This is a genomic window from Streptomyces sp. NPDC002088, from assembly GCF_040296605.1.
Taxonomy (GTDB): Bacteria; Actinomycetota; Actinomycetes; order Streptomycetales; family Streptomycetaceae; genus Streptomyces.
The window spans coordinates 144272-160671 of sequence record NZ_JBEOXO010000005.1; the positions used below are offsets into that span (position 1 = coordinate 144272).

A 16400-nucleotide genomic window follows, 5' to 3' on the forward strand; every position below is an offset into this window, starting at 1 on the left:
GCCGTCACGCGGCTGCGGCAGTGGGGATGGCTCCGGATCCGCGGCAGGGGTTGGCGTGGGGTCCGTGGCGGCGGATGCGGCCGGCTTGGGTGAGGAGGTGTCGGACGGTGCAGGCCGGGCAGGCGGCGCGGGTGCGGGGTTGCGGTTCGGGGCGTGGGACGTGAAGGCCCCAGCCGCTTGTCATGAGGTATTCGGCGGCTCGTTCTGCTGCTGCTCGCGGGGTCTGCTGGTGGGTGGGGGTGGCGAGGCGGTAGTCGTCGAGGGCGGCGGCGATGACGGCGATGGCGGCGGCGGGGATGGTGGTCACTGGTCCTCCATCGGGAGTTCGGTTTGCTGGCCGGTGCGGGCGCTCTCGATGGCGAGGCAGCGGCGGCAGATGTCCGGGTAGTGGATGGCGAGGGATCCGAGGGCGATGGCGCGTTGGAACTTGACGTGGTCGGCGAGGGTGCCGTGGGCGGCCATGTCGTCGATTGCTTCGTTGGTCATGAGGGGTTCGTCGAGGGGCTGGTGGCAGCCGCAGGGGCAGCCGGTTTCTCCGGGGAGGCCGAGGGCGATCATGTGGGCCCAGCAGGCGTGGTGCTTGTGTTGGCGGCAGGCGGGGCAGATGGTCGTGTTTTCGCCGAAGGGGACGACGACTTTGCCGGGGCGGAGTTCGGAGTCCTTGGCGCGGTAGCCGTGGGTGCGGCCGGCTCCTCGGGTCATGGGGTGGTCTCCTCGTCGGTGTCGTCGTCTTGTCGGGTGGTGCGGTAGTCGTCGATGGCCTGGTCCCAGTCGGCGGCGGGGAGGTTGCGTTCCGGGGATGGGGCGGGCGGGCTGGTGCCGGTGGGCCATGCGCCGGGTCGGTGGTCGGGTGGGATGGGGATGGCGCCCCAGCTGGGCTTGCGTTTGCGTTTGCTGCTGACCGCAGGGTTCTTGGTGGGTTGGATGAGGCTGCGCATGTAGGCCTTGAGGTCGCCGTCGGCTTTGAGGGCGGTGATGTCGTCGCGGTGGACGGGTTGGTCGTTCATGCGGTGGTGGCCTCTTCCTGCTGCTCGCGCATGGCGGTCTGGGCTTCGTCGATGCGGGAGGGGTGTGGGGTGGCGCGGCGGCGGTTGCTGGTGGCTCCGCCCTTGGGGTCGATGCGGCGGGAGCGGCAGGGTTCGCCTATGTCGGCCTGGCACCAGTCGCAGGGGACGGAGAGGGCGTCGGGTTCGCCGGCGGTGAGGGCGGCTCGGCGTGCGGCTTTTATGGGGCGGTGGGCGTCGAGGAGTTCGTCGACCTGGCGGGGGACGTAGGTGCCGAGGGTCTTGAGGCGGGCGGTGACTTCGTCGGCCGCGGCTCCGGCGGTGATGGCCTTGACGGTGTTCGGCGGCTGGTAGCCCTGGGCGACGGCGGTGCGCTGGCCGCGGAGGGCGGCGAGGTAGCCGATGACGTCGTCGGGGTCGAGGTCGGGGAAGTCGTTCGGTTCGAAGGTGCCGTTGTCACGGTGGAGGCGGTCGCGGACTTTGGTGTTCCAGCGGTCGGCGATGTCGGAGGGCTTGATGGGGAAGGGGCTGGTGGCGTAGTGCTCGCCGACGGCGTTCATGGCGAAGTCGGCGGGGACGTCGGCGAGGACGGTGGCCCACAGGGCGGCGAGTGCCATGACTTCTTTGGGGTCGGAGGGCAGGAGTCGGGGGTCGGCGTAGGACACCTGCTTGAGGAGTTGGGGGATTTGGTCGCGGTTCACGTGTTGTCTCCTGCGGCTCGGAGTTGTTCGGTGAGTTGGTCGAGGACGTCGCGTGCGGCGTTGCGCTTGGCGAGCGCGGCGTCTTCGCGGGTCGTGAAGTGGCCAGCGCTGGGGAGGGCGCGCAGCTGGGGGAGGCCGTTGGATTCGGGCTGCGCGTAGTCGTCGTCGTAGCGCTCGTCGCGCAGCCAGTTGGCGGAGAGCTTGGTGAAGCGGAGGTCTTCGCCGGCGCGCTCGCGGGCGTAGGCCTGGGCGGCTTCGACGATCTTCTTGGGGTCGGCTCCGTTGGCGATGGCGTTGCGCCATGCGGCTTGGGTGGCCGGGCGGTCGCGGCTCTTCGGGTAGGTCAGCCAGAACGCACCGAAGGCGGTGAGGTCTTCGTCGGCGGGAGAGGACGTGTTCTTCCCCGTCTTCGTTTCACCGTTTTCTTCTTTAGACGTACCAGCGTGTGGCACGTCGGAAAGCGGTACGTCGGTGCGACCTGCGGGAATGGTCGTTTGTCCTGATGGGACCGACGTACCAGCAGGTGGTACGTCGGCGGGGCTCTCCGACGTACCGGCGTGTGGTACGTCGGACTGACCTGCGGGTTCCTTCGTTTGTGCAGGTCGCGCCGACGTACCGCCGTGTGGCACGTCGGTGAGGGTGAGCACGGTGCCGTAGCGGCCGCCGGGCAGGGCGTCCTTTCCGGCGGTGAGGTAGCCGTGTTCTTTGAGCTCGGCGAAGGCGGCGCGGAAGGCTCGGCGGCCGGGGCTGTTGCTGCCGTGCTTGGCGACGGATGCCCGCCACATGTCGTCGGCGGTCGCCTCCCAGCTGTCGGGGCGGCTGAGGAGTTCGATGAGGATGCCGCGGGCCATGTGGCTGAGCCGGTCGTCCCGCACGGTGGCGTTGGGGACTTGGAGGAAGTCGCCCGTCAGCCTGCTGCGCCGGATTCTCACGTGCTGTCTCTTCTCGTTTGCGCTGGTCAGGGCATGGCTGTGAAACCCCCAGTTCAGGGCGGCTTGATCGGCGCCTCGCCTGCGTCTGATTCTACTCCAGGGTGACCGGTCACCCGAGGGTCAAACGAGAGTCCAACTGTCACAGCCTGGTGACCGGCCAGTGCACGGTCAGCTACGCTGTCGATATGACGACGAAGGGGCTGCCCGGCCGCGTAGTCCGCATCGACGATGAGACGTGGGCGGACTACGAGAAGGTGTGCCAGGAGAAGGGGCTGGCCCGCGCTGCGGACATCCGTGTCTACGTGAAGCGCGAAGTTGCCGCGTGGCGCAAGCGGCAGCGCGACATCCAGGCTGCGAAGAACATCGCCGAGTCCTGACACCGTTCCCCTCCTCTCTCTTCCGGGCCCCGCCATCCGCGGGGCCTTCGTGCTGTCCGGCTACGCGATGCGCCCGGCTCGTGCCGCCCGGGTGCCGCGCCACACCCCGACCCGGGACCTCTCGCTGGTAGGTCGGCTACTGCGGTCGGTGCCGGCGTCTTCGATCAGGCGCTCGCGCGCGAACCTCTGTGCTGCGTTGCCCCAGTCCGCTTTCGGGTTCGGCGGTTCGGGGAGGCCGTACTCGCTGGCCACCTCGTAGGTGGTGAAGCGGCGGCCGGTCTTGGCGACCTCGACGAACGTGGGGCGGATGCGGTCGACCCATTCCGCGTAGGTGAGCTCGGCGACCGTGGGGAGGGTGCCGTCGAGGGTGGGCTGTACGGGCATCGGGTCCTCCGGGTGTTCGGTGGTGCGGGCGTCGCCTTTGAAGTGGGCCAGCGAAGGGGTTTGCCGGTAGACGGAGTTGGGGGTGGGCCCGCCCCGTTTGGGGGAAGTGCGGGGCGGGCCCGGTGGCGGCCGTGGGGGCGGCCGCCGATTCAGGCGGTCAGGAGACGTGCGCGATCAGCAGCCACTCAGCAGGGGGAACCTCCGCCAGACCGAGCGCCCGGCACGCCTCGACGAGGCTGGCCTTCCACTCGGCGTACTGCTCGGCCGTCACCCGCTCCGGCGCCACGACCACGGGATCGCCGAGTTCGGCCTCGGTGCACCGGGTGACGAGAAAGGTGTCCTCGTTGTCGTAGCGGCCCGCATGGAGGTAGCCGACGTGGTCGTCGCCCTTGGCGCGGGTCATGAGCGGGGCGAGGGCCTCTTGGAGGACGTCGCTGCTGGTGTCGGGGATCTGCATGCCGTAGGCGAGCCAAGCGGAGGTGTAGTAGCCCATCAGCCCGCCACCTCCGTCATGACGTGGCGCTCCCACTTGCCGCCGAACACGTCGTCGCGGAACCGGTTCGGCGTGACCATGCCGAAGTCCTTGCCGCACTGGCAGCGGCCGTAGAACTCGCAGTCGCCGTACTCGATGACGAGCGCGTGCCCGCCCTCCCAAGTGGTGCGGAAGTCTTCGTCGTCCTTCGGGAGGCTGGTCGAGGGGGCGTAGCGCTCGGTCAGGGAGTCCCAGCGGATGTGGGGGTTGGGGCCGACGGCGAACTTGATGCCGAGGGTGCGGGCTGCGTTGAGTGCGGCGACGAGCCGTATGACGTCGGTTCCCTCGACGGGGATCTGGAGTTCGGTTTGGCTGGTCATCGTGTTCTCCTTGGGGTGGGTGGCCCCGCCGAATTCGGGTCGGCGGGGCCGTCTGCTGGTCAGCTGTTCTGGCGGATCGTCCGGGTCGACACCCCGAACTCGGTCGCCAACTCCTTCACCTGCTCGCCGTCCGCGACCCGGCGACGGATCTCATCCCGCTGCGCGGGCGTGAGCTTGGTCGGCTCGTGGAAGGGGGGCGGGGGCGGCAGGGAACCCGGCTGCTGCCGGGGTGCGTGAGCCACGCACTTCCAGCCCGTTCGGAAGAAACGGACCTGCCCCTTGTGCTCGCCGACTGGCGCGTCGCACGGTTCCGGCTCCCGGGCGCTCACGCCGCGTCCTGCGTCTGCTCGGCCAGCCGCTTGCGGCGCTGCAACTCCTTGTGGAGAGCGTGCCGCTCCCCGCCCGTGAGCCCGCCACGAACCCCGAACCTGCGGTCCCGGCCGGCGTTGCCCTCGGCTGCCATCTCCGCGCGCAGACACGCCATCCGCACGGGGCACAGGTGGCACAGCCGCTTCGCTTCCTCGATGGCCTCAGCCCGGCGATCCGGCGCGAACCACAACTCGTCCTGCTGGCCGCGGTACTCGGGCTGTGCGCAGAGTGCCTGCATGTGCCAGCCGGGCGTGGTGGTGGTGTCAGGGATGGACCCGGTGTAGCTCATGCCGCCTCCCCGAAGATCGCCGCGTACTGGGTGTCGAGCTGGGCGCGCATCGGCTGGTCGGCGACGTGCGCCGGGGCAACGCACCAGGCGGCCCCGCAGCCGGGCCGGACCTGGCCGACCGGGTCACGCCGGTACTGCTGCCGGAACGCGATGGCGCGGGCCTGATGGCGGCGGTTGCCGTGGCAGACGATCGGTGTGCCGGCAGTGCCGCGGGGGCCGACCCACTCCAGGTGGCCGTCGTCCGTGGCGAGGGCGTAGGTGGCCCACTTCTGTTCGAGGGTCAGCACGTTGGCCCTGGCGGGTGGGAGTTGGAGTTCTGCACGGATACGTCGGATTCGCTTGGTGGCGGTGCGCAGTTCGCGGCCGATCGCGCGGTCGGGGTAGCCGGCGGCGAGGAGGCGGATGATGTCGGCGCGGGGTGCGCCTTGGGGTCCGGGCATCAGGCAGCCACCGCCGGCATGTTGTGCCACTCGACACCGCGCAGTGCCTGCTCCGCCCACGCGTCCGGTACTTCCGCGAGGACGTGGCCGAGGGAGTGCAGGCCGAGGGCAAGGAGGATGTACGCGTCGCTCTGGTCGTAGCGGTGCTTGCCCTCGGTCAGCAGCCCGTACCGCTCGTGCACGGCGTCCCGGACCATGGCCTTGCCGACGTCGTACCGCTTGTTCTTCGGGACCGAGGCGGGGACGGGGCGGGCCTTGCCGGTGGCGTACACGTTGCGGGACTGCGGGTTGATGACGGCGTAGGGGATGCCGCGCTTCCACAGGTCCTGGCGGATCATCCACCGCATGGCGGCGAGGGCGTCGGCGCCGGTGTTGTTCTTGGAGAATGCGGCGCCTTCGATGACGACGTAGTCGGCGTGGCGGTAGAAGGTGGCGCAGCCTTCGAGCTGTTGGGCGAAACGGGGGTGGAGGTCTTTGGCGGGGGCGTGGACGTAGTCGGTCCAGCCAACGCCAGCGACTCCGGTGACGATGGTTGCGGCGTCGAGTGCGATGACGAGGGGCCGGGGCCCGGCCGCCACAGGGGCGGCCGGAACCTCGACGTCGAAGAGAGTGCTCACGCCTCGCCCTCCTCGTCGGGCCACACGATGCGCGGCTCGATACGGACGGCCCGGCCGTCGCGGACGATGACCCGCCACAGGTCGGTGTTCTCCTCGCCCTCGCATTCGAGGCGGCCGGTGAACGTGTGACCGGGGAAGGAGTCGACCGCGGCCTGCACCTCGTCGACGAGGCCGCGCTCGCGGTACTCGTCGATCTCCCGCATGACGAGGGCGGTCGCGGTGCGCTTCAGCAGCGGGCCCTCGTCGGTGTCGACGCTCTCCTCGCTGACGCGGAGGACGAGCGACGGGTCGTAGCTGCTGGTGATGTTGTCCGGCGCGAACCGGCTGTCCTTGAACTCGGGCCAGGTGAGGGGCGGTTCGATGGTGAACTCGCCGCGGACGTGGGTGGTGTAGCCCATGGGTCAGTCCCCCGTGGTGGTGGTGATGGTGACGTGGCCGTGTGCGTCGCACCGGTGCGCGCCGTCGTGGACGACGACGGGCACTTCGGCGTGGCAGCCGATGCAGTGGCGGAATGCGGCGGTCGGCCAGCCGGGGCCGTGGACGGCGAGGGCGGGGATGAGGACGTGCGCGGGCACGTACTCTTCGGCCGGGCGGACACGGCGGGCGCGGTGTCGGCCCTGCTGTCCGCCGGTGATGGCGTAGCGGACCAGGAAGGCGGCGCCGACGAAGGAGGCGGCCAGCGCGGACACGCCAGCGTGGATGCGGTCGTTCACGACGGCCTCCTGCACGTGCAGCGCAGGTTCGCGGTGGTGATCGTGGCGAGCTGCGCCGCCAGATCCCGCGCGTGCGCCTTGGCCTGGCGCAACTCGTCCGACTCGGTGCGGGGCTTGCTGCTGCCGCCGTCGATCGGGCGTCGGGCTTCCCGCCCATCGGCCAGTTCCCCGGACAGTTCGACCAAGTCCGCGCGGGCCCGGTTCAAGTGGGTGTTCAGTCCGGCGATCTCGGCCGCCCGCTGTGCCGCGATCCTGTTGATGCGGGCCGCATCAGCAAGGAGGTCGTCCCAGCCCCGTTCCAGGCTGGCGTCCAGCGCGACCGCGAGGCCCTTGCGGTAGACGTCGGCGGACGGCAGCAGGTCGGCGTTCAGGAGCCTGCGGGCCTTGGTGAGGTCCTCGGTGAGACGCTCGTTGACGAGGGCGGTGTCGGTGTACTTCTCGGACACGGACTCGGCCGTGTACTTGAACGCGTCACGTTCCTCGATCAGTTGGTCGCGTTCGCTGCGCAGTCGGCCGGTCTCGGCGCGGGCGGCGGCCAGCTCGGCGTTGTGCCGGCGGCGGGAGACGAACCACATCACGCCTCACCCCCGACCGGGCGCAGCGGCCACGTACCGTCGATCACCGCGTCCGGATTGTGCTTGGCCCCCGACTTCTGCGGGTCCCGAAGCCACGCCTGATACGACGCCGCGTCCTCGGCAGCCCACCGAATCTGCCTGCGGTGAAGTTCGTCCACGTCGATGCCGGTGAGGTCGTTGAACCGGTCGTAGGGGCCGCGCCGGTTGCGCAGCTGCTGCACCCAGTCGGGCCGGTCCTCGGGCCGCGTGTGGGCGATCGCCCCGATCCGGTACGCCACCCGCGCGGACTGCAGGGCGTCGTACTCCGCGCCGTGCGCCTTGTCTTCCTCCCACGGCAGGTCGTACATCTCGGCGCTGGTGCGCATCTGGTACGGGCCCTGCGTCTCCGACACCCGCCGCCGGTACGGGGCGGCGTGCTTGTCGATCACCATCGTGTCGATCACGCGGGTCAGGGGCTGGCGGCAGATCCCTTCCAGCGAGTCACCGGAGTAACGCAGGCACTCCTGGTTGAGGAGGTTGAGGTCGTAGCTACCGAGGTTGTGGCCGACGAGCGGGACGCCGCTGGCGACGACCTCGGCCACGGACTTGGCGATCTCACCCACCGCCTGCTCGGCGGGCGCGCCGTGCTCGGCGAGGTACTCGTCCGTCAGCTTGTGGACCGCGATCGCGCCAGGCTCCTGCGCGATCCCCGGGTTGACCAGCCAGGTGCGGGTGTCGGTGGGCAGGCTGCCGCCGACGAGGATGAGGGCGCAGGAGACGATGCGCGCGGTCTGCGGGTCCTTGTCGCTGCTCTCGAAGTCCAGCGCTGCGAGACGCTGCGTGTGCCACGGGATGCCGGGACTCATGTGCTTCTCCGTTCGATGGTTCGTGTGGTGTCCTTGGACCGGCCGCCCCGCAATGCCCGCGGGGCGACCGTCAGTTGTGCGGGCTACCTGCTGCCGGGCTGCGCGACCGCGGGCCAACCGGCCGGCGGACGCTCCCCGTCCTCGACGACCTCGACGACATACGCGCCGTCCTCGTCCGGCCCGGGGTCCTCGCCGCCGCCCGTCGGCTGCTTGTTCTCCTCGTCCTTCGCCGCGGCGATCGCCATCAGCTGCTTCGACAGCGGGTCCGTGCCCTTCGGGTGGACGGCGCCCGCGTGCTGCGCCTCCATCCACAGGTCACGCACGTCGTCGGAGTGGAGCAGCCCCTGCGCCTCGGCGACCCAGTCGCGGCTTTTCGGCGCCTCGATCGCCGCCCGCGCCTGCCCGGCCGCGTCGGGGTTGAGGGCGGTCGCGGCGTTGACCGGTCCGGCGAGCGCCTGCCGCGGGGTGATGCCGCGCAGTTCGACGACGACGACGGGGAACTTCTTCGTCTCGCCGTTCGCGACGCGCTGGCGCGGTTCGATCCGCAGGTTGACCGGGATGAACCCCTCGCCGTTCGTTCCGGCGAGGACCATGTCGACCATGCCGCCCCACTCCTGCGCGGCGTAGAAGGAGTGGGTCTCGGCCCGCCACATGCCCATGCCGGACAGGTCCGGGAGCATGACGTTCAGGCGGGAGGTGGTGGAGCAGACGGTCCCCTTCTTCTGCTGGTGCCAGTCCTCGCCGAAGCGGGCCAGGCAGATGCAGGGCTGGCGGGAGATCGTCTCGGTCTCGCCGTCGCAGCGGCGCTGGCAGCCGCCCTTGGACCACATCTCGTTGTACTGGTTGAGCGGGTCGCCGGGGGTGATCAGCGCCTCGATGGAGGGCGTCTTCGTGATGACGCGCCACTGGGTGATTGTCGAGTTGAGGGGCTGCCACTGCTCGGGCTCGCCGCCCCACAGCTCGGCCGCGCGGCGGACGTGCTCCTCGCTGTGGGAGGTGACGACCCAGTTCACCGACCGCATGGGCCGGTTGCCCTGGGTGTAGCCGGTGCGCAGGCGGCCGTGCTCGGCCGCCCGGGCTTGGATGTTGCGGAGTCGGGCCCCCATGTCAGGCTGCCTTTCGGGTGGTGCGCGCGACGCCCTCGGGGGCGGTCAGCGCGGGGTAGGAGGACTTCGCGGCGTGCAGCCAGCGGGTGGTTTCGAGGGCGCCGCGGAACGCGCGGTGGGCTTCCCGGCCGGCGGGCATCGGCACCAGGGCGTGGCTCTTGGCGCGGAGGTTGAGGACGCCGGTGCGTTCGATCTTCGGCATGGGCTGCTCGGTGTCGTCGGGGAGCAGCACGGTCTCGGCGTAGCGGAGCGCGGCGAGTTGGAGGGTGTTCTCCGGGTAGACCGACGAGGCGCGGCGGGTGGCCGAGCTCTTGTAGTCGATCAGCCACAGTTCCAGCCGTCCGCCCGGCCCGGTGGGGAGCCAGATGATGAGGTCCCCGGTGCCGGCGTATCCGAGGCGCCGGTGCAGGACGGTGATCTCCGTGGCCTCAACGTGCTCGTCGAAGTCGACGCCCCAGGAGGCGAGCCACGTGTCGAACTGGTCCAGGTAGGGCCGGACCTGCGGGTCGTCGGGGATCGGTGCGTTGAGGAGGCGGGCCTCGGCGGCAGCGTGGACGCGGTCGCCGAGATCGGCGGCGTCCTCGCGCACCTGCCGGTGGATGGCCTTGATCTCCTTGGTGAGGCCGGCCCTGTCGAGGAGGACGCGGCGAGCGATGTCCACGACGTTGTCGAGGACGTACTCGACGGTGAGCTTCACGCCCCACGGGACGAGGGCCATGGACTTGTTGACGGCGGTGTCGATGACGTTGGTGACGGAGACGAGGTCGGGGCCCCCGGCGGGGTCGCTGTAGTAGCGGCCCTGCGGGGTGTCGTGGGCGTGCTTGGGGTTGGTCACCGGCCGCGGTCCTTTCGGTGGCAGGGGCAGGGCAGCCACGTCAGCGCGGCGAGTGCGGCCAGGCAGCCGGCGGTGACGTCGGCAGTCGACGCGGTGGCCGGGTCGGCCAAGGGCAGGAGGTTCGCGGCGTAGGTTGCGGCGAGCGCGAGGGCGAGGACAGCCGCCCAGTAGGCGACCGTGAGGAGGACGAAGCGGGCGCTCATCCGGTCACCTCGCCGGTGATCTCGACCCAGCCGTCCGCCCATTCCTCGTCCCGCAGCGACGCGGAACTCCAGGGACGGCCCGCGCCGGGCTGCTCGAACCCGAGCGCGCGCCGGTTGCCGGTGGTGGGGTGGATGGCCACGGCCACGCACTGGAAGTTGGGCCGATCCTCGGGAGCCCGGAACGGGGCGTTCTCGGTGTAGGTGCGGCCGGGCTCGAAGAACAGCGGGGCGACACCGGCAGGCAGCAGCGTGTTGTCCGGCCGGACCGCGCCGCGCGAGATCTTCGACGCCATCAGTTCGACGGCGTCGGCCTGCAATGCGTGCTGCTTGCTGCCTGTAGCGCGGTACTCGCGGGCCTTCTTGCCCAGCCATCGCATGATCTCCGCGTCGCGCTCGGCGATGACCTCGGCGGCATGTGCGTTGACCAGATGTTCGGCGTGGTCGACGTCGGCGAGGGTGGCGATCCCGCCGTAGCTGTCCTCGGACAGGGCGGCGATGAGCTTGCGGCGGGCGTTCATGCGGCGGCACCGCCCTTGCGGCGCTGCGCCGGGATCGACACCACGGCGGCCGTCTTGGGCTTCGGCTTCGGTGCGGCGGACAGCATCCGCTTCCCAAGCTTCCGCAGGGACTCGCCCCGTACCGGGATCTCGTGGCCCACCCGCTCAGCCAGCTGTTCCATCAGCAGATGCTCCGGCTCCCAGCCGTCGTGCTTACGCTCCCGAGCCATGCCCCGGTCCTCGACGAGCTCCAGGAACAGGCCGAGGATCTCCTCGTCGTCGGCGATCGTCTCGATCACGTAGGTGAAGTAGTCCTCGAAGTCGAGGAGCAGGCCGTCCGGGATGCGGCGGGTAGAGATCCGCATTGGGTCGGTGATGACGGGGCGGCGGAACAGGCGGTGCAGGGCGAGTCGGATGCGGTTCATCGGGCGGCTCCGTGCGGGGTGTTGAGGTGGAGAGCAGCAGCCAGCAGCAGGCCAGCGAACGTGACGCGCAGGTGGTCCAGCTCGGCGAGCAGCAGCTCGTGGGCCTGGGCCGTGGTCTTCACGGCGCGTCGGGCGAGGGGGCGTGGGTCGAAGTCGGCGAGGTCGGCGTCAACCGTGAGGAACCAGACGGCGGACGCCGCCCCGTAGATCCCGACGGCGAGGGAGCCCATCTGCGCCCACTCCGCGGGGGAGGTCGTGTGCGCGCTCACTCGTCGGCCTCCTCGTCGTACTCGGAGTCCAGCTCCAGAGCCGTGACGATGTAGCCCGTGGCGGACTCCTCGTTCTGCCCCGCAGTGACGACCAGCTCGGCGACGCGGTCCTCGTCGTCCTCGATCCAGTCGAAGGCGAGGGTGGTCCCCTTCGGCCACGAGCGGCGCTCCGTCGTCTCGCAGTGCTCGCGGGCGGCGGTCTCGGTGCCGTAGTGGCCGAGGGTGATGCCGGAGTCGGGGTGTTCGGCGCGGTAGACGGTGACCGGCGCGGCCTCCAACTCGGCGACCCGAGCGGTGGCGTCACCGAGGTCGGACTCCAACTCGGCGATCTGATCCGCCGCGCCAGCCAAGGAGGCCTTCAGCCTGGGGACCTCGGCGCGGAGGTTGCGGCGGTCCCGCTGAACCGCGAGCATCGCCGTCCGCAACCGCCGGTACGCCTGCTCCTCCTCCCACAGGGAGAGGCGCGCCCCGGTCAGCTCCTCCTCGACCACATCCAGCGTCCGCTCGCCGCCACGCATCTGCTCCCACAGTGCGAGCACCGCTGGGATCGCCGTCTCCAGCCCGCTCACATCCCAAGCGCCCATGTAGTAGTTGGCCGTCGACACGCACTTCTCGGGCCACGCGTCGCACATGCACAGGTGCTTGTGCATCGCGTCGTTCACCACGCGGTCCCCGGCGGCGGTGAGCGCCTCGATCTGCTGCGCCGACAGCGCCTGCGGCTCCGGGCCCACCGGCATCGGCAGCACATCCGCCACCGCCCGCAAACCGTGCTCACGAAGCTCGGCATACGACGCCATCACGTACTCCGGGCAGCACGCCGGCGCACCGGCCACCGCGTACAGGCCGCGGCCCTCACGCGTCATCGCGCGCCGCACCCATGACGACCCGTCCTGCAGCGTCACGAACTTCGGGTCGTGCGACACCGGGGCGCTCATGCCGCCACCGCCTCAGCGGCCACCGGCAGCGACAGCAGAACCTCAACCCGTACGTCCCGCCACGTCGACGTCAGCACGTGCTGCCGCATCCGCTCCCCACCGATCTCGTACGTGTGGTCGGCTCGGACGCTGCCGCCCAGGAACTTCATGCAGTCGTCGAGCACCTGCACGCCGCCGTCGTGGATGTAGCCGACGAGGACGGGGCTCGTCCGGGAGACCGTCCACGACATGTGCTCGGACAGGTCAGGACGCTCGGTCAAGAGCTGCACCAGCGCGATCGCCGCGCTGAGCTGGGTAGACTGACTGGCCATTGGGGCCTCTCTTCCTGTGGTGAAGGGGTCGCCGATCGGGGGTCGCCAGGCCGGTCAAAGCGGGCGGCCCTTCGGCGTTTGGTGGGTCAGGCGGCGTCAGCCGCGGGGACCGTCGGCCTCGCGAAGGCGGCCGAAGCGAACAGCGCCCGCAGATGCTCGATCTGCTCGGGCCGGAACTCCGGTGCGGCTGCTGCGATCTGCCGCGCTCGCTCGGCCGCGGCCGGGCCGAGGCGGCGCTCCGCTTCCTCGATGGAGAAGTCGCCCGCCATCAGGCCGGCACCGCCGCGATGTGTGCCTCGGTCGGTTCGACCGGGGCGGGGACGGTGCGGCCGGAGTGCTTCCAGAGCACCAGTAGGTCGACTCCAAGCCGTTTGGCAATTGCCAGAGCCTCGTCGTAGAGCGAGGTTTCGCGCCTGCCGTTGCGCAGGGCGTCGATCTTGCTGGGGTGGCAGCCGGCTGCTTCGGCGAGATCGCGGACGCTGACTGCCTGGCCGTCGCCGTCGCGCTTCATGAGCTGGACCAGGAGGTCAGCGCTTACGAGGACCATGGGGTTCTGCTGCGGACGCATGTATTCACCTCCGTAGACGCTTTGTGCGTTTGCGTGAACAAGGGCGACAGTACACGGGGGTAGACGTGCTGTCTACGGAAACGCACAGAGTAGTTAAATCGAGACATCACCCTTCGCGGGGATGGCGCGTGAGGGGTGTTCGCGTAGACACTTTGTGCTGAGCGGTGAACAGCTGTGTCCGCTGACCTGGCATTTGCTCAGTGATCGAAAGCCGTAACGTAGACATCAGGCGTCACGACGAGGAGCGAAGAGGCAGAATGCACGCCATGACTGAGCAGCGGACCGACTTCACCGACCTCGTGCGACAGCGGCGTGCGGAACTGAAGATCACCGTCCGCAAACTTGAAGAGCTGGCAGTCGATCCTGAGACGGGTGTTCAGGCCAAGTTCGGTTGGATCAGCAAGCTGGAGCGCGGCGGCAACACGGACGCGCCGTCGGCCGCCATCCTCCGGGCGCTGTCCGTCGGACTCTCCGTGCCGTTGCGCATCCTTCAGGAAGCTGCCGCCGCTCAGTACCTCGACATGGAGTCGTTCATCTGGAGCCAGGACCGCACAACCCGCGTGCTCGTCGCCCACATCGAAGAAATGACAGATGTGGAGCGGCAGCAACTGGCAGAGATCGCGGAGACCTTTGCCCGGAGGCGTGCGCAGCGTAGTGAGGGTGGCGGGGGCAAGTCGGACGATTAGTACGACTTTCCATTACTCAGTGATTCACTCTGGTCACACCCTGATCGGTATGGCATCGTCGGTGATCCGCCTGGGGGGCGCAAACGGATCACTCCGTATGGGCGCTCGAACGTTAGATCGAGCGCCTGATGCGGCTGTACCTGGGGAGGCAGTGCGATGGCGGATGAGGACACTACCGGGTCGCGTGACGACGACCCGTCCGGCGATGGAGCGTCTCAGCCGGACAGAGAAGAAGCACCCCGAGCGGAATTCAGGATGGAGCTGGTCGACCGGCTTCCCGGTGGCCGAGCGGTCATCGGAGTTGAGCAGGAGGGCGAGTTCATGTGGCTCGCATCCAAGGAGCATGTCAGCAAGCAGGCGGTCGACGAGTTCACCGACCAGTTGACGCGGATCGTGAACGAGGGCTGGTGGGTGCAGAACTGGCCCGGCGCTCGCGCCTGAAACCCACCCATTTGAAGCCGCAGGCCTACAGCCTGCGGCTTTAATGGTGTCTTTCGTGATACATGGGCGTGCCCATCGCGTAGCCCCCGATCAGGATCGTCCCGTCGTCCTGCGGGAAGAAGCCGACGGGGTTCGCCTGCGGCTGTCCATGCGGGTCGACGGTGGCCAGCCGCCCCAGCCGCTGCGACTTCAGATACGCGCGCTCGGCCTCGCTGAACTCGGTCATGGCAGCAGCCAAGCACGCGGGGCCGGACGGGCACATCGGATCATCGGCCTAGGTCCGAGGGCTTACCGCGGGGCCGGGGCCCGGTACGTCATCCCCACACCACCGCGCCCAGCCAGGCCCCCATGATCAGCAGGCAGGTGAACAGCTCTGCGAGGACGCTCCAGCCGCCGGCCCGCATCGCCGTGCGCACCGCCGCCCTGGCCGACCTGGACCGGCCGAGGCGGAGCCGTTCGCAGAGGTAGATGCCGCCCAGGAAACCGGGGATCGCGCCGAGCACGGGTATCAGGAAGAAGCCGGCGAACGCCCCGGCCCCCGCGTACACCGCCATACGGGGAGTGGCACCGCTCTCGCGCAGCCGTCGGGGCGGCAGGGCCCAGCGCACCACCTGGTAGAAGAACAGCGCGAAGGTGGCGCCCACGAGGACGCCCCAGGCGACCGGCCGCGGATCCTTCAGCGCCCACCACAGGACCCCGGCCCACACCAGCCACGATCCCGGCACGCCGGGCACCAGCACTCCGCACAGGCCGAGCAGGATGACGAGGCCGACCAGCAGGAGTTCCCACACTCCCATCTGCCCAGCGTGCCTGAGCCCGGGGGGAACCGCAGGTCAGTTCCGTGCCACCCAGCCCCGTTCGTACACGTGCCAGCCCAGCTGCAGCCGGGTCGTCACTCCGGTCAGTTCCATCAGCCGCTTCACCCGGCGCTGCACCGTCCGCAGGCCCAGGTCGAGCTGCTTGGCGACGCTCGCGTCGGTCAGCCCGGCCAGCAACAGAGAGAGGATCTCCAGGTCGGTGGCGTCGGGTCCGTCCGGCTCCTGCTCCGTGACCCCGGTCGCGCCGAGCCGCAGCGGCAGGGCGTTCCGCCACACCGACTCGAACAGGCCCGACAGCAGCTCCAGCAGCCCGCTGGAGTGCACCACGAGCGCCGCGGGTTCGGTCATCCGCGAGGTGAGCGGCACCAGGGCGATGGCCCCGTCGGCGACCACCAGCTTGGTCGGCACCTTGTCCACGACCCGTACCTGCTCGTCGCGGCCGAGCGCGGCGGACAGCTCCGTGATGCCGTGCGGCTGGTCGAGCACCGCCCGCTCGATCACCACCCGGTAGCGGACCCCGCGGTCGGCCGCCTGCTCCTCCGCGTCGTTCTCCATGCCGGTCACGGCGACCGGACGGTCGGTGACCAGGGCGCACACCTCCTCGCTCGCCCCGAGCTGGAGCTGGAGGAAGCGCTGGGTGACGGCGGCCGCGCCCGTCACCACCTCGACCAGGTCGTGCACGGCGGGCTCGGCCGCCGTCGCCCGGTACTCCTCGGCGAGCAGCGCCGCGGCGAGCTCCGCCTTCTCCAGTTCGTGCCGCTGCTGGGTGAGCAGCGCGCCGAGCGCCACCCCGGGCGGGGCGGCGACCCAGCGTCCGGGCCGGGCCGAGGACTGGGCCGCGAGCCCGTGCCGCTCCAGCCGGCGCAGGGCACGCTCGGTGTCGTGCTCCCCGAGGGTCAGCCGGCGCGCCAGATCGGGCACGTCTGCCGCGCCCACGGACACCAGCGCGCGGTACGCCGACTCGTGCATCGCGTCAAGACCTATCGCTCCCAGCATGGAGTGTCGTCCCTCCCCAAGACTTCCCGAAGGCAAAACCGGCGGTCAGGCCCGTGGCGGGAAACGGCCACGGCGTAAACCCGCCGCCGCACATCATCGCCGTACCGCCGGTCAGTCTGCCAATGTGGCGCTACGGCAGTGCAATGTGATCATCCGTCACAGCCGATCTTCAGGAAAGTGGTCCACACTCTGCCGGGGCTGCCGAAGGCGCC

At 70.0% G+C, this 16400-nt stretch carries 31 protein-coding genes and 1 pseudogene; 3 read left to right on the plus strand and 29 right to left on the minus strand.

The features are described from left to right. Positions 1-4: 4 nt before the first annotated feature. Genes ABT114_RS12910 through ABT114_RS12930 form a run of 5 tightly spaced genes read right to left on the minus strand, consistent with a single transcriptional unit; the run spans position 5 to position 2637 of the window. On the minus strand, positions 5-307 hold the full coding sequence (locus tag ABT114_RS12910; RefSeq protein WP_351141688.1) for a hypothetical protein: 303 nt from the start codon (positions 305-307) through the stop codon (positions 5-7). Then, positions 304-702, minus strand: a complete 399-nt coding sequence (locus ABT114_RS12915; protein WP_351141689.1) for a hypothetical protein — start codon at positions 700-702, stop codon at positions 304-306. Before ABT114_RS12915 ends, ABT114_RS12910 begins: the two co-directional genes overlap by 4 nt. Next, complete coding sequence (locus ABT114_RS12920; RefSeq protein ID WP_351141691.1) at positions 699-1007, minus strand: hypothetical protein; 309 nt, start codon at positions 1005-1007, stop codon at positions 699-701. The genes ABT114_RS12915 and ABT114_RS12920 overlap by 4 nt, the downstream gene beginning before the upstream one ends. After that, positions 1004-1705: a zinc finger domain-containing protein gene (locus tag ABT114_RS12925; RefSeq protein WP_351141693.1), complete on the minus strand. Its 702-nt coding sequence runs from the start codon at positions 1703-1705 to the stop codon at positions 1004-1006. Before ABT114_RS12925 ends, ABT114_RS12920 begins: the two co-directional genes overlap by 4 nt. Beyond that, positions 1702-2637: an LvrA C-terminal domain-related protein gene (locus ABT114_RS12930; protein ID WP_351141695.1), complete on the minus strand. Its 936-nt coding sequence runs from the start codon at positions 2635-2637 to the stop codon at positions 1702-1704. The genes ABT114_RS12925 and ABT114_RS12930 overlap by 4 nt, the downstream gene beginning before the upstream one ends. Before the next feature lie 185 nt (positions 2638-2822). Here ABT114_RS12930 and ABT114_RS12935 point away from each other — a divergent pair, with 185 nt between their 5' ends. Then, positions 2823-3014, plus strand: coding sequence for a hypothetical protein (locus ABT114_RS12935; protein ID WP_351141696.1), 192 nt, complete (start codon positions 2823-2825; stop codon positions 3012-3014). A 60-nt stretch (positions 3015-3074) separates the two neighbouring features. On the opposite strand, the gene ABT114_RS12940 is transcribed toward ABT114_RS12935, so the two are convergent. The 21 genes from ABT114_RS12940 to ABT114_RS13040 all read right to left on the minus strand — a co-directional run bounded on the left by ABT114_RS12940 (position 3075) and on the right by ABT114_RS13040 (position 13247). Beyond that, entirely contained in the window at positions 3075-3398 is a 324-nt protein-coding gene (locus ABT114_RS12940; protein WP_351141697.1) for a hypothetical protein, read from the minus strand. A gap of 157 nt (positions 3399-3555) precedes the next feature. Then, positions 3556-3891 (minus strand): hypothetical protein, encoded by a 336-nt coding sequence (locus ABT114_RS12945; RefSeq protein WP_351141699.1) that lies wholly within the window; start codon positions 3889-3891, stop codon positions 3556-3558. Then, positions 3891-4250, minus strand: coding sequence for a hypothetical protein (locus ABT114_RS12950; RefSeq protein ID WP_351141701.1), 360 nt, complete (start codon positions 4248-4250; stop codon positions 3891-3893). The genes ABT114_RS12945 and ABT114_RS12950 overlap by 1 nt, the downstream gene beginning before the upstream one ends. 59 nt (positions 4251-4309) lie before the next feature. Next, complete coding sequence (locus ABT114_RS12955; RefSeq protein WP_351141703.1) at positions 4310-4492, minus strand: helix-turn-helix domain-containing protein; 183 nt, start codon at positions 4490-4492, stop codon at positions 4310-4312. An 83-nt stretch (positions 4493-4575) separates the two neighbouring features. Next, complete coding sequence (locus ABT114_RS12960) at positions 4576-4908, minus strand: WhiB family transcriptional regulator (RefSeq protein WP_351141705.1); 333 nt, start codon at positions 4906-4908, stop codon at positions 4576-4578. Beyond that, positions 4905-5348 (minus strand): hypothetical protein, encoded by a 444-nt coding sequence (locus tag ABT114_RS12965; RefSeq protein WP_351141707.1) that lies wholly within the window; start codon positions 5346-5348, stop codon positions 4905-4907. Before ABT114_RS12965 ends, ABT114_RS12960 begins: the two co-directional genes overlap by 4 nt. Next, complete coding sequence (locus ABT114_RS12970) at positions 5348-5965, minus strand: hypothetical protein (RefSeq protein WP_351141709.1); 618 nt, start codon at positions 5963-5965, stop codon at positions 5348-5350. Before ABT114_RS12970 ends, ABT114_RS12965 begins: the two co-directional genes overlap by 1 nt. Next, positions 5962-6363 carry a DUF6205 family protein gene (locus ABT114_RS12975; protein ID WP_351141711.1) on the minus strand — a complete coding sequence of 134 codons (402 nt, stop codon included), beginning with the start codon at positions 6361-6363 and terminating at the stop codon, positions 5962-5964. The genes ABT114_RS12970 and ABT114_RS12975 overlap by 4 nt, the downstream gene beginning before the upstream one ends. A 3-nt stretch (positions 6364-6366) precedes the next feature. Continuing rightward, positions 6367-6678, minus strand: coding sequence for a hypothetical protein (locus ABT114_RS12980; RefSeq protein ID WP_351141713.1), 312 nt, complete (start codon positions 6676-6678; stop codon positions 6367-6369). After that, positions 6675-7253, minus strand: coding sequence for a hypothetical protein (locus ABT114_RS12985; protein WP_351141715.1), 579 nt, complete (start codon positions 7251-7253; stop codon positions 6675-6677). Before ABT114_RS12985 ends, ABT114_RS12980 begins: the two co-directional genes overlap by 4 nt. Beyond that, positions 7253-8098, minus strand: a complete 846-nt coding sequence (locus ABT114_RS12990; protein ID WP_351141717.1) for an exonuclease domain-containing protein — start codon at positions 8096-8098, stop codon at positions 7253-7255. The genes ABT114_RS12985 and ABT114_RS12990 overlap by 1 nt, the downstream gene beginning before the upstream one ends. Positions 8099-8181: 83 nt before the next feature. Continuing rightward, positions 8182-9204: a recombination directionality factor gene (locus ABT114_RS12995; protein WP_351141719.1), complete on the minus strand. Its 1023-nt coding sequence runs from the start codon at positions 9202-9204 to the stop codon at positions 8182-8184. Between the two features lies 1 nt (position 9205). Further along, entirely contained in the window at positions 9206-10039 is an 834-nt protein-coding gene (locus tag ABT114_RS13000; RefSeq protein ID WP_351141721.1) for a hypothetical protein, read from the minus strand. After that, positions 10036-10242 carry a hypothetical protein gene (locus tag ABT114_RS13005; RefSeq protein WP_351141723.1) on the minus strand — a complete coding sequence of 69 codons (207 nt, stop codon included), beginning with the start codon at positions 10240-10242 and terminating at the stop codon, positions 10036-10038. The genes ABT114_RS13000 and ABT114_RS13005 overlap by 4 nt, the downstream gene beginning before the upstream one ends. Next, a complete protein-coding gene (locus ABT114_RS13010; protein WP_351141725.1) occupies positions 10239-10760 on the minus strand; it encodes a hypothetical protein in 522 nt (173 codons plus the stop codon). Before ABT114_RS13010 ends, ABT114_RS13005 begins: the two co-directional genes overlap by 4 nt. Then, positions 10757-11164 carry a hypothetical protein gene (locus tag ABT114_RS13015; protein WP_351141727.1) on the minus strand — a complete coding sequence of 136 codons (408 nt, stop codon included), beginning with the start codon at positions 11162-11164 and terminating at the stop codon, positions 10757-10759. The genes ABT114_RS13010 and ABT114_RS13015 overlap by 4 nt, the downstream gene beginning before the upstream one ends. Further along, positions 11161-11433, minus strand: coding sequence for a hypothetical protein (locus ABT114_RS13020; RefSeq protein ID WP_351141729.1), 273 nt, complete (start codon positions 11431-11433; stop codon positions 11161-11163). Before ABT114_RS13020 ends, ABT114_RS13015 begins: the two co-directional genes overlap by 4 nt. Then, positions 11430-12368 carry a hypothetical protein gene (locus tag ABT114_RS13025; RefSeq protein WP_351141731.1) on the minus strand — a complete coding sequence of 313 codons (939 nt, stop codon included), beginning with the start codon at positions 12366-12368 and terminating at the stop codon, positions 11430-11432. Before ABT114_RS13025 ends, ABT114_RS13020 begins: the two co-directional genes overlap by 4 nt. Further along, a complete protein-coding gene (locus ABT114_RS13030) occupies positions 12365-12679 on the minus strand; it encodes a hypothetical protein (protein WP_351141733.1) in 315 nt (104 codons plus the stop codon). Before ABT114_RS13030 ends, ABT114_RS13025 begins: the two co-directional genes overlap by 4 nt. An 86-nt stretch (positions 12680-12765) precedes the next feature. Further along, positions 12766-12948: a hypothetical protein gene (locus ABT114_RS13035; protein WP_351141735.1), complete on the minus strand. Its 183-nt coding sequence runs from the start codon at positions 12946-12948 to the stop codon at positions 12766-12768. After that, the gene (locus ABT114_RS13040; protein ID WP_351141737.1) at positions 12948-13247 is read right to left on the minus strand and encodes a helix-turn-helix domain-containing protein; all 300 of its coding nucleotides are present in this window, start codon (positions 13245-13247) and stop codon (positions 12948-12950) included. Before ABT114_RS13040 ends, ABT114_RS13035 begins: the two co-directional genes overlap by 1 nt. 266 nt (positions 13248-13513) lie before the next feature. Here ABT114_RS13040 and ABT114_RS13045 point away from each other — a divergent pair, with 266 nt between their 5' ends. After that, on the plus strand, positions 13514-13933 hold the full coding sequence (locus tag ABT114_RS13045) for an XRE family transcriptional regulator (protein WP_351141739.1): 420 nt from the start codon (positions 13514-13516) through the stop codon (positions 13931-13933). A gap of 255 nt (positions 13934-14188) precedes the next feature. Then, the gene (locus ABT114_RS13050; RefSeq protein ID WP_351141740.1) at positions 14189-14374 is read left to right on the plus strand and encodes a hypothetical protein; all 186 of its coding nucleotides are present in this window, start codon (positions 14189-14191) and stop codon (positions 14372-14374) included. A 70-nt stretch (positions 14375-14444) separates the two neighbouring features. On the opposite strand, the pseudogene ABT114_RS13055 reads toward ABT114_RS13050, so the two are convergent. The 3 genes and pseudogenes from ABT114_RS13055 to ABT114_RS13065 all read right to left on the minus strand — a co-directional run. Beyond that, positions 14445-14600 (minus strand): annotated as a pseudogene (locus ABT114_RS13055) (pyridoxamine 5'-phosphate oxidase family protein); the annotation flags it as partial. An 88-nt stretch (positions 14601-14688) separates the two neighbouring features. After that, on the minus strand, positions 14689-15171 hold the full coding sequence (locus ABT114_RS13060; RefSeq protein ID WP_351141742.1) for a DUF456 domain-containing protein: 483 nt from the start codon (positions 15169-15171) through the stop codon (positions 14689-14691). A 36-nt stretch (positions 15172-15207) separates the two neighbouring features. Further along, on the minus strand, positions 15208-16188 hold the full coding sequence (locus ABT114_RS13065; protein WP_351141744.1) for a winged helix-turn-helix transcriptional regulator: 981 nt from the start codon (positions 16186-16188) through the stop codon (positions 15208-15210). Between the last annotated feature and the right edge of the window lie 212 nt (positions 16189-16400).

What these genes read in the sequence shown, in the direction of transcription:
- ABT114_RS13030 (WP_351141733.1), bottom strand. Translation starts at nt 12,679, where the DNA reads ATGGCCAGTCAGTCTACCCAGCTCAGCGCGGCGATCGCGCTGGTGCAG.
- ABT114_RS13065 (WP_351141744.1), bottom strand. Translation starts at nt 16,188, where the DNA reads ATGCTGGGAGCGATAGGTCTTGACGCGATGCACGAGTCGGCGTACCGC.
- ABT114_RS12985 (WP_351141715.1), bottom strand. Translation starts at nt 7,253, where the DNA reads ATGTGGTTCGTCTCCCGCCGCCGGCACAACGCCGAGCTGGCCGCCGCC.
- ABT114_RS12975 (WP_351141711.1), bottom strand. Translation starts at nt 6,363, where the DNA reads ATGGGCTACACCACCCACGTCCGCGGCGAGTTCACCATCGAACCGCCC.
- ABT114_RS13050 (WP_351141740.1), top strand. Translation starts at nt 14,189, where the DNA reads ATGGAGCTGGTCGACCGGCTTCCCGGTGGCCGAGCGGTCATCGGAGTT.
- ABT114_RS12935 (WP_351141696.1), top strand. Translation starts at nt 2,823, where the DNA reads ATGACGACGAAGGGGCTGCCCGGCCGCGTAGTCCGCATCGACGATGAG.
- ABT114_RS13045 (WP_351141739.1), top strand. Translation starts at nt 13,514, where the DNA reads ATGACTGAGCAGCGGACCGACTTCACCGACCTCGTGCGACAGCGGCGT.
- ABT114_RS12950 (WP_351141701.1), bottom strand. Translation starts at nt 4,250, where the DNA reads ATGACCAGCCAAACCGAACTCCAGATCCCCGTCGAGGGAACCGACGTC.
- ABT114_RS13015 (WP_351141727.1), bottom strand. Translation starts at nt 11,164, where the DNA reads ATGAACCGCATCCGACTCGCCCTGCACCGCCTGTTCCGCCGCCCCGTC.
- ABT114_RS13025 (WP_351141731.1), bottom strand. Translation starts at nt 12,368, where the DNA reads ATGAGCGCCCCGGTGTCGCACGACCCGAAGTTCGTGACGCTGCAGGAC.
- ABT114_RS13005 (WP_351141723.1), bottom strand. Translation starts at nt 10,242, where the DNA reads ATGAGCGCCCGCTTCGTCCTCCTCACGGTCGCCTACTGGGCGGCTGTC.
- ABT114_RS12995 (WP_351141719.1), bottom strand. Translation starts at nt 9,204, where the DNA reads ATGGGGGCCCGACTCCGCAACATCCAAGCCCGGGCGGCCGAGCACGGC.
- ABT114_RS13035 (WP_351141735.1), bottom strand. Translation starts at nt 12,948, where the DNA reads ATGGCGGGCGACTTCTCCATCGAGGAAGCGGAGCGCCGCCTCGGCCCG.
- ABT114_RS13060 (WP_351141742.1), bottom strand. Translation starts at nt 15,171, where the DNA reads ATGGGAGTGTGGGAACTCCTGCTGGTCGGCCTCGTCATCCTGCTCGGC.
- ABT114_RS12945 (WP_351141699.1), bottom strand. Translation starts at nt 3,891, where the DNA reads ATGGGCTACTACACCTCCGCTTGGCTCGCCTACGGCATGCAGATCCCC.
- ABT114_RS12915 (WP_351141689.1), bottom strand. Translation starts at nt 702, where the DNA reads ATGACCCGAGGAGCCGGCCGCACCCACGGCTACCGCGCCAAGGACTCC.
- ABT114_RS12990 (WP_351141717.1), bottom strand. Translation starts at nt 8,098, where the DNA reads ATGAGTCCCGGCATCCCGTGGCACACGCAGCGTCTCGCAGCGCTGGAC.
- ABT114_RS13010 (WP_351141725.1), bottom strand. Translation starts at nt 10,760, where the DNA reads ATGAACGCCCGCCGCAAGCTCATCGCCGCCCTGTCCGAGGACAGCTAC.
- ABT114_RS12940 (WP_351141697.1), bottom strand. Translation starts at nt 3,398, where the DNA reads ATGCCCGTACAGCCCACCCTCGACGGCACCCTCCCCACGGTCGCCGAG.
- ABT114_RS12920 (WP_351141691.1), bottom strand. Translation starts at nt 1,007, where the DNA reads ATGAACGACCAACCCGTCCACCGCGACGACATCACCGCCCTCAAAGCC.
- ABT114_RS13040 (WP_351141737.1), bottom strand. Translation starts at nt 13,247, where the DNA reads ATGCGTCCGCAGCAGAACCCCATGGTCCTCGTAAGCGCTGACCTCCTG.
- ABT114_RS12965 (WP_351141707.1), bottom strand. Translation starts at nt 5,348, where the DNA reads ATGCCCGGACCCCAAGGCGCACCCCGCGCCGACATCATCCGCCTCCTC.
- ABT114_RS12960 (WP_351141705.1), bottom strand. Translation starts at nt 4,908, where the DNA reads ATGAGCTACACCGGGTCCATCCCTGACACCACCACCACGCCCGGCTGG.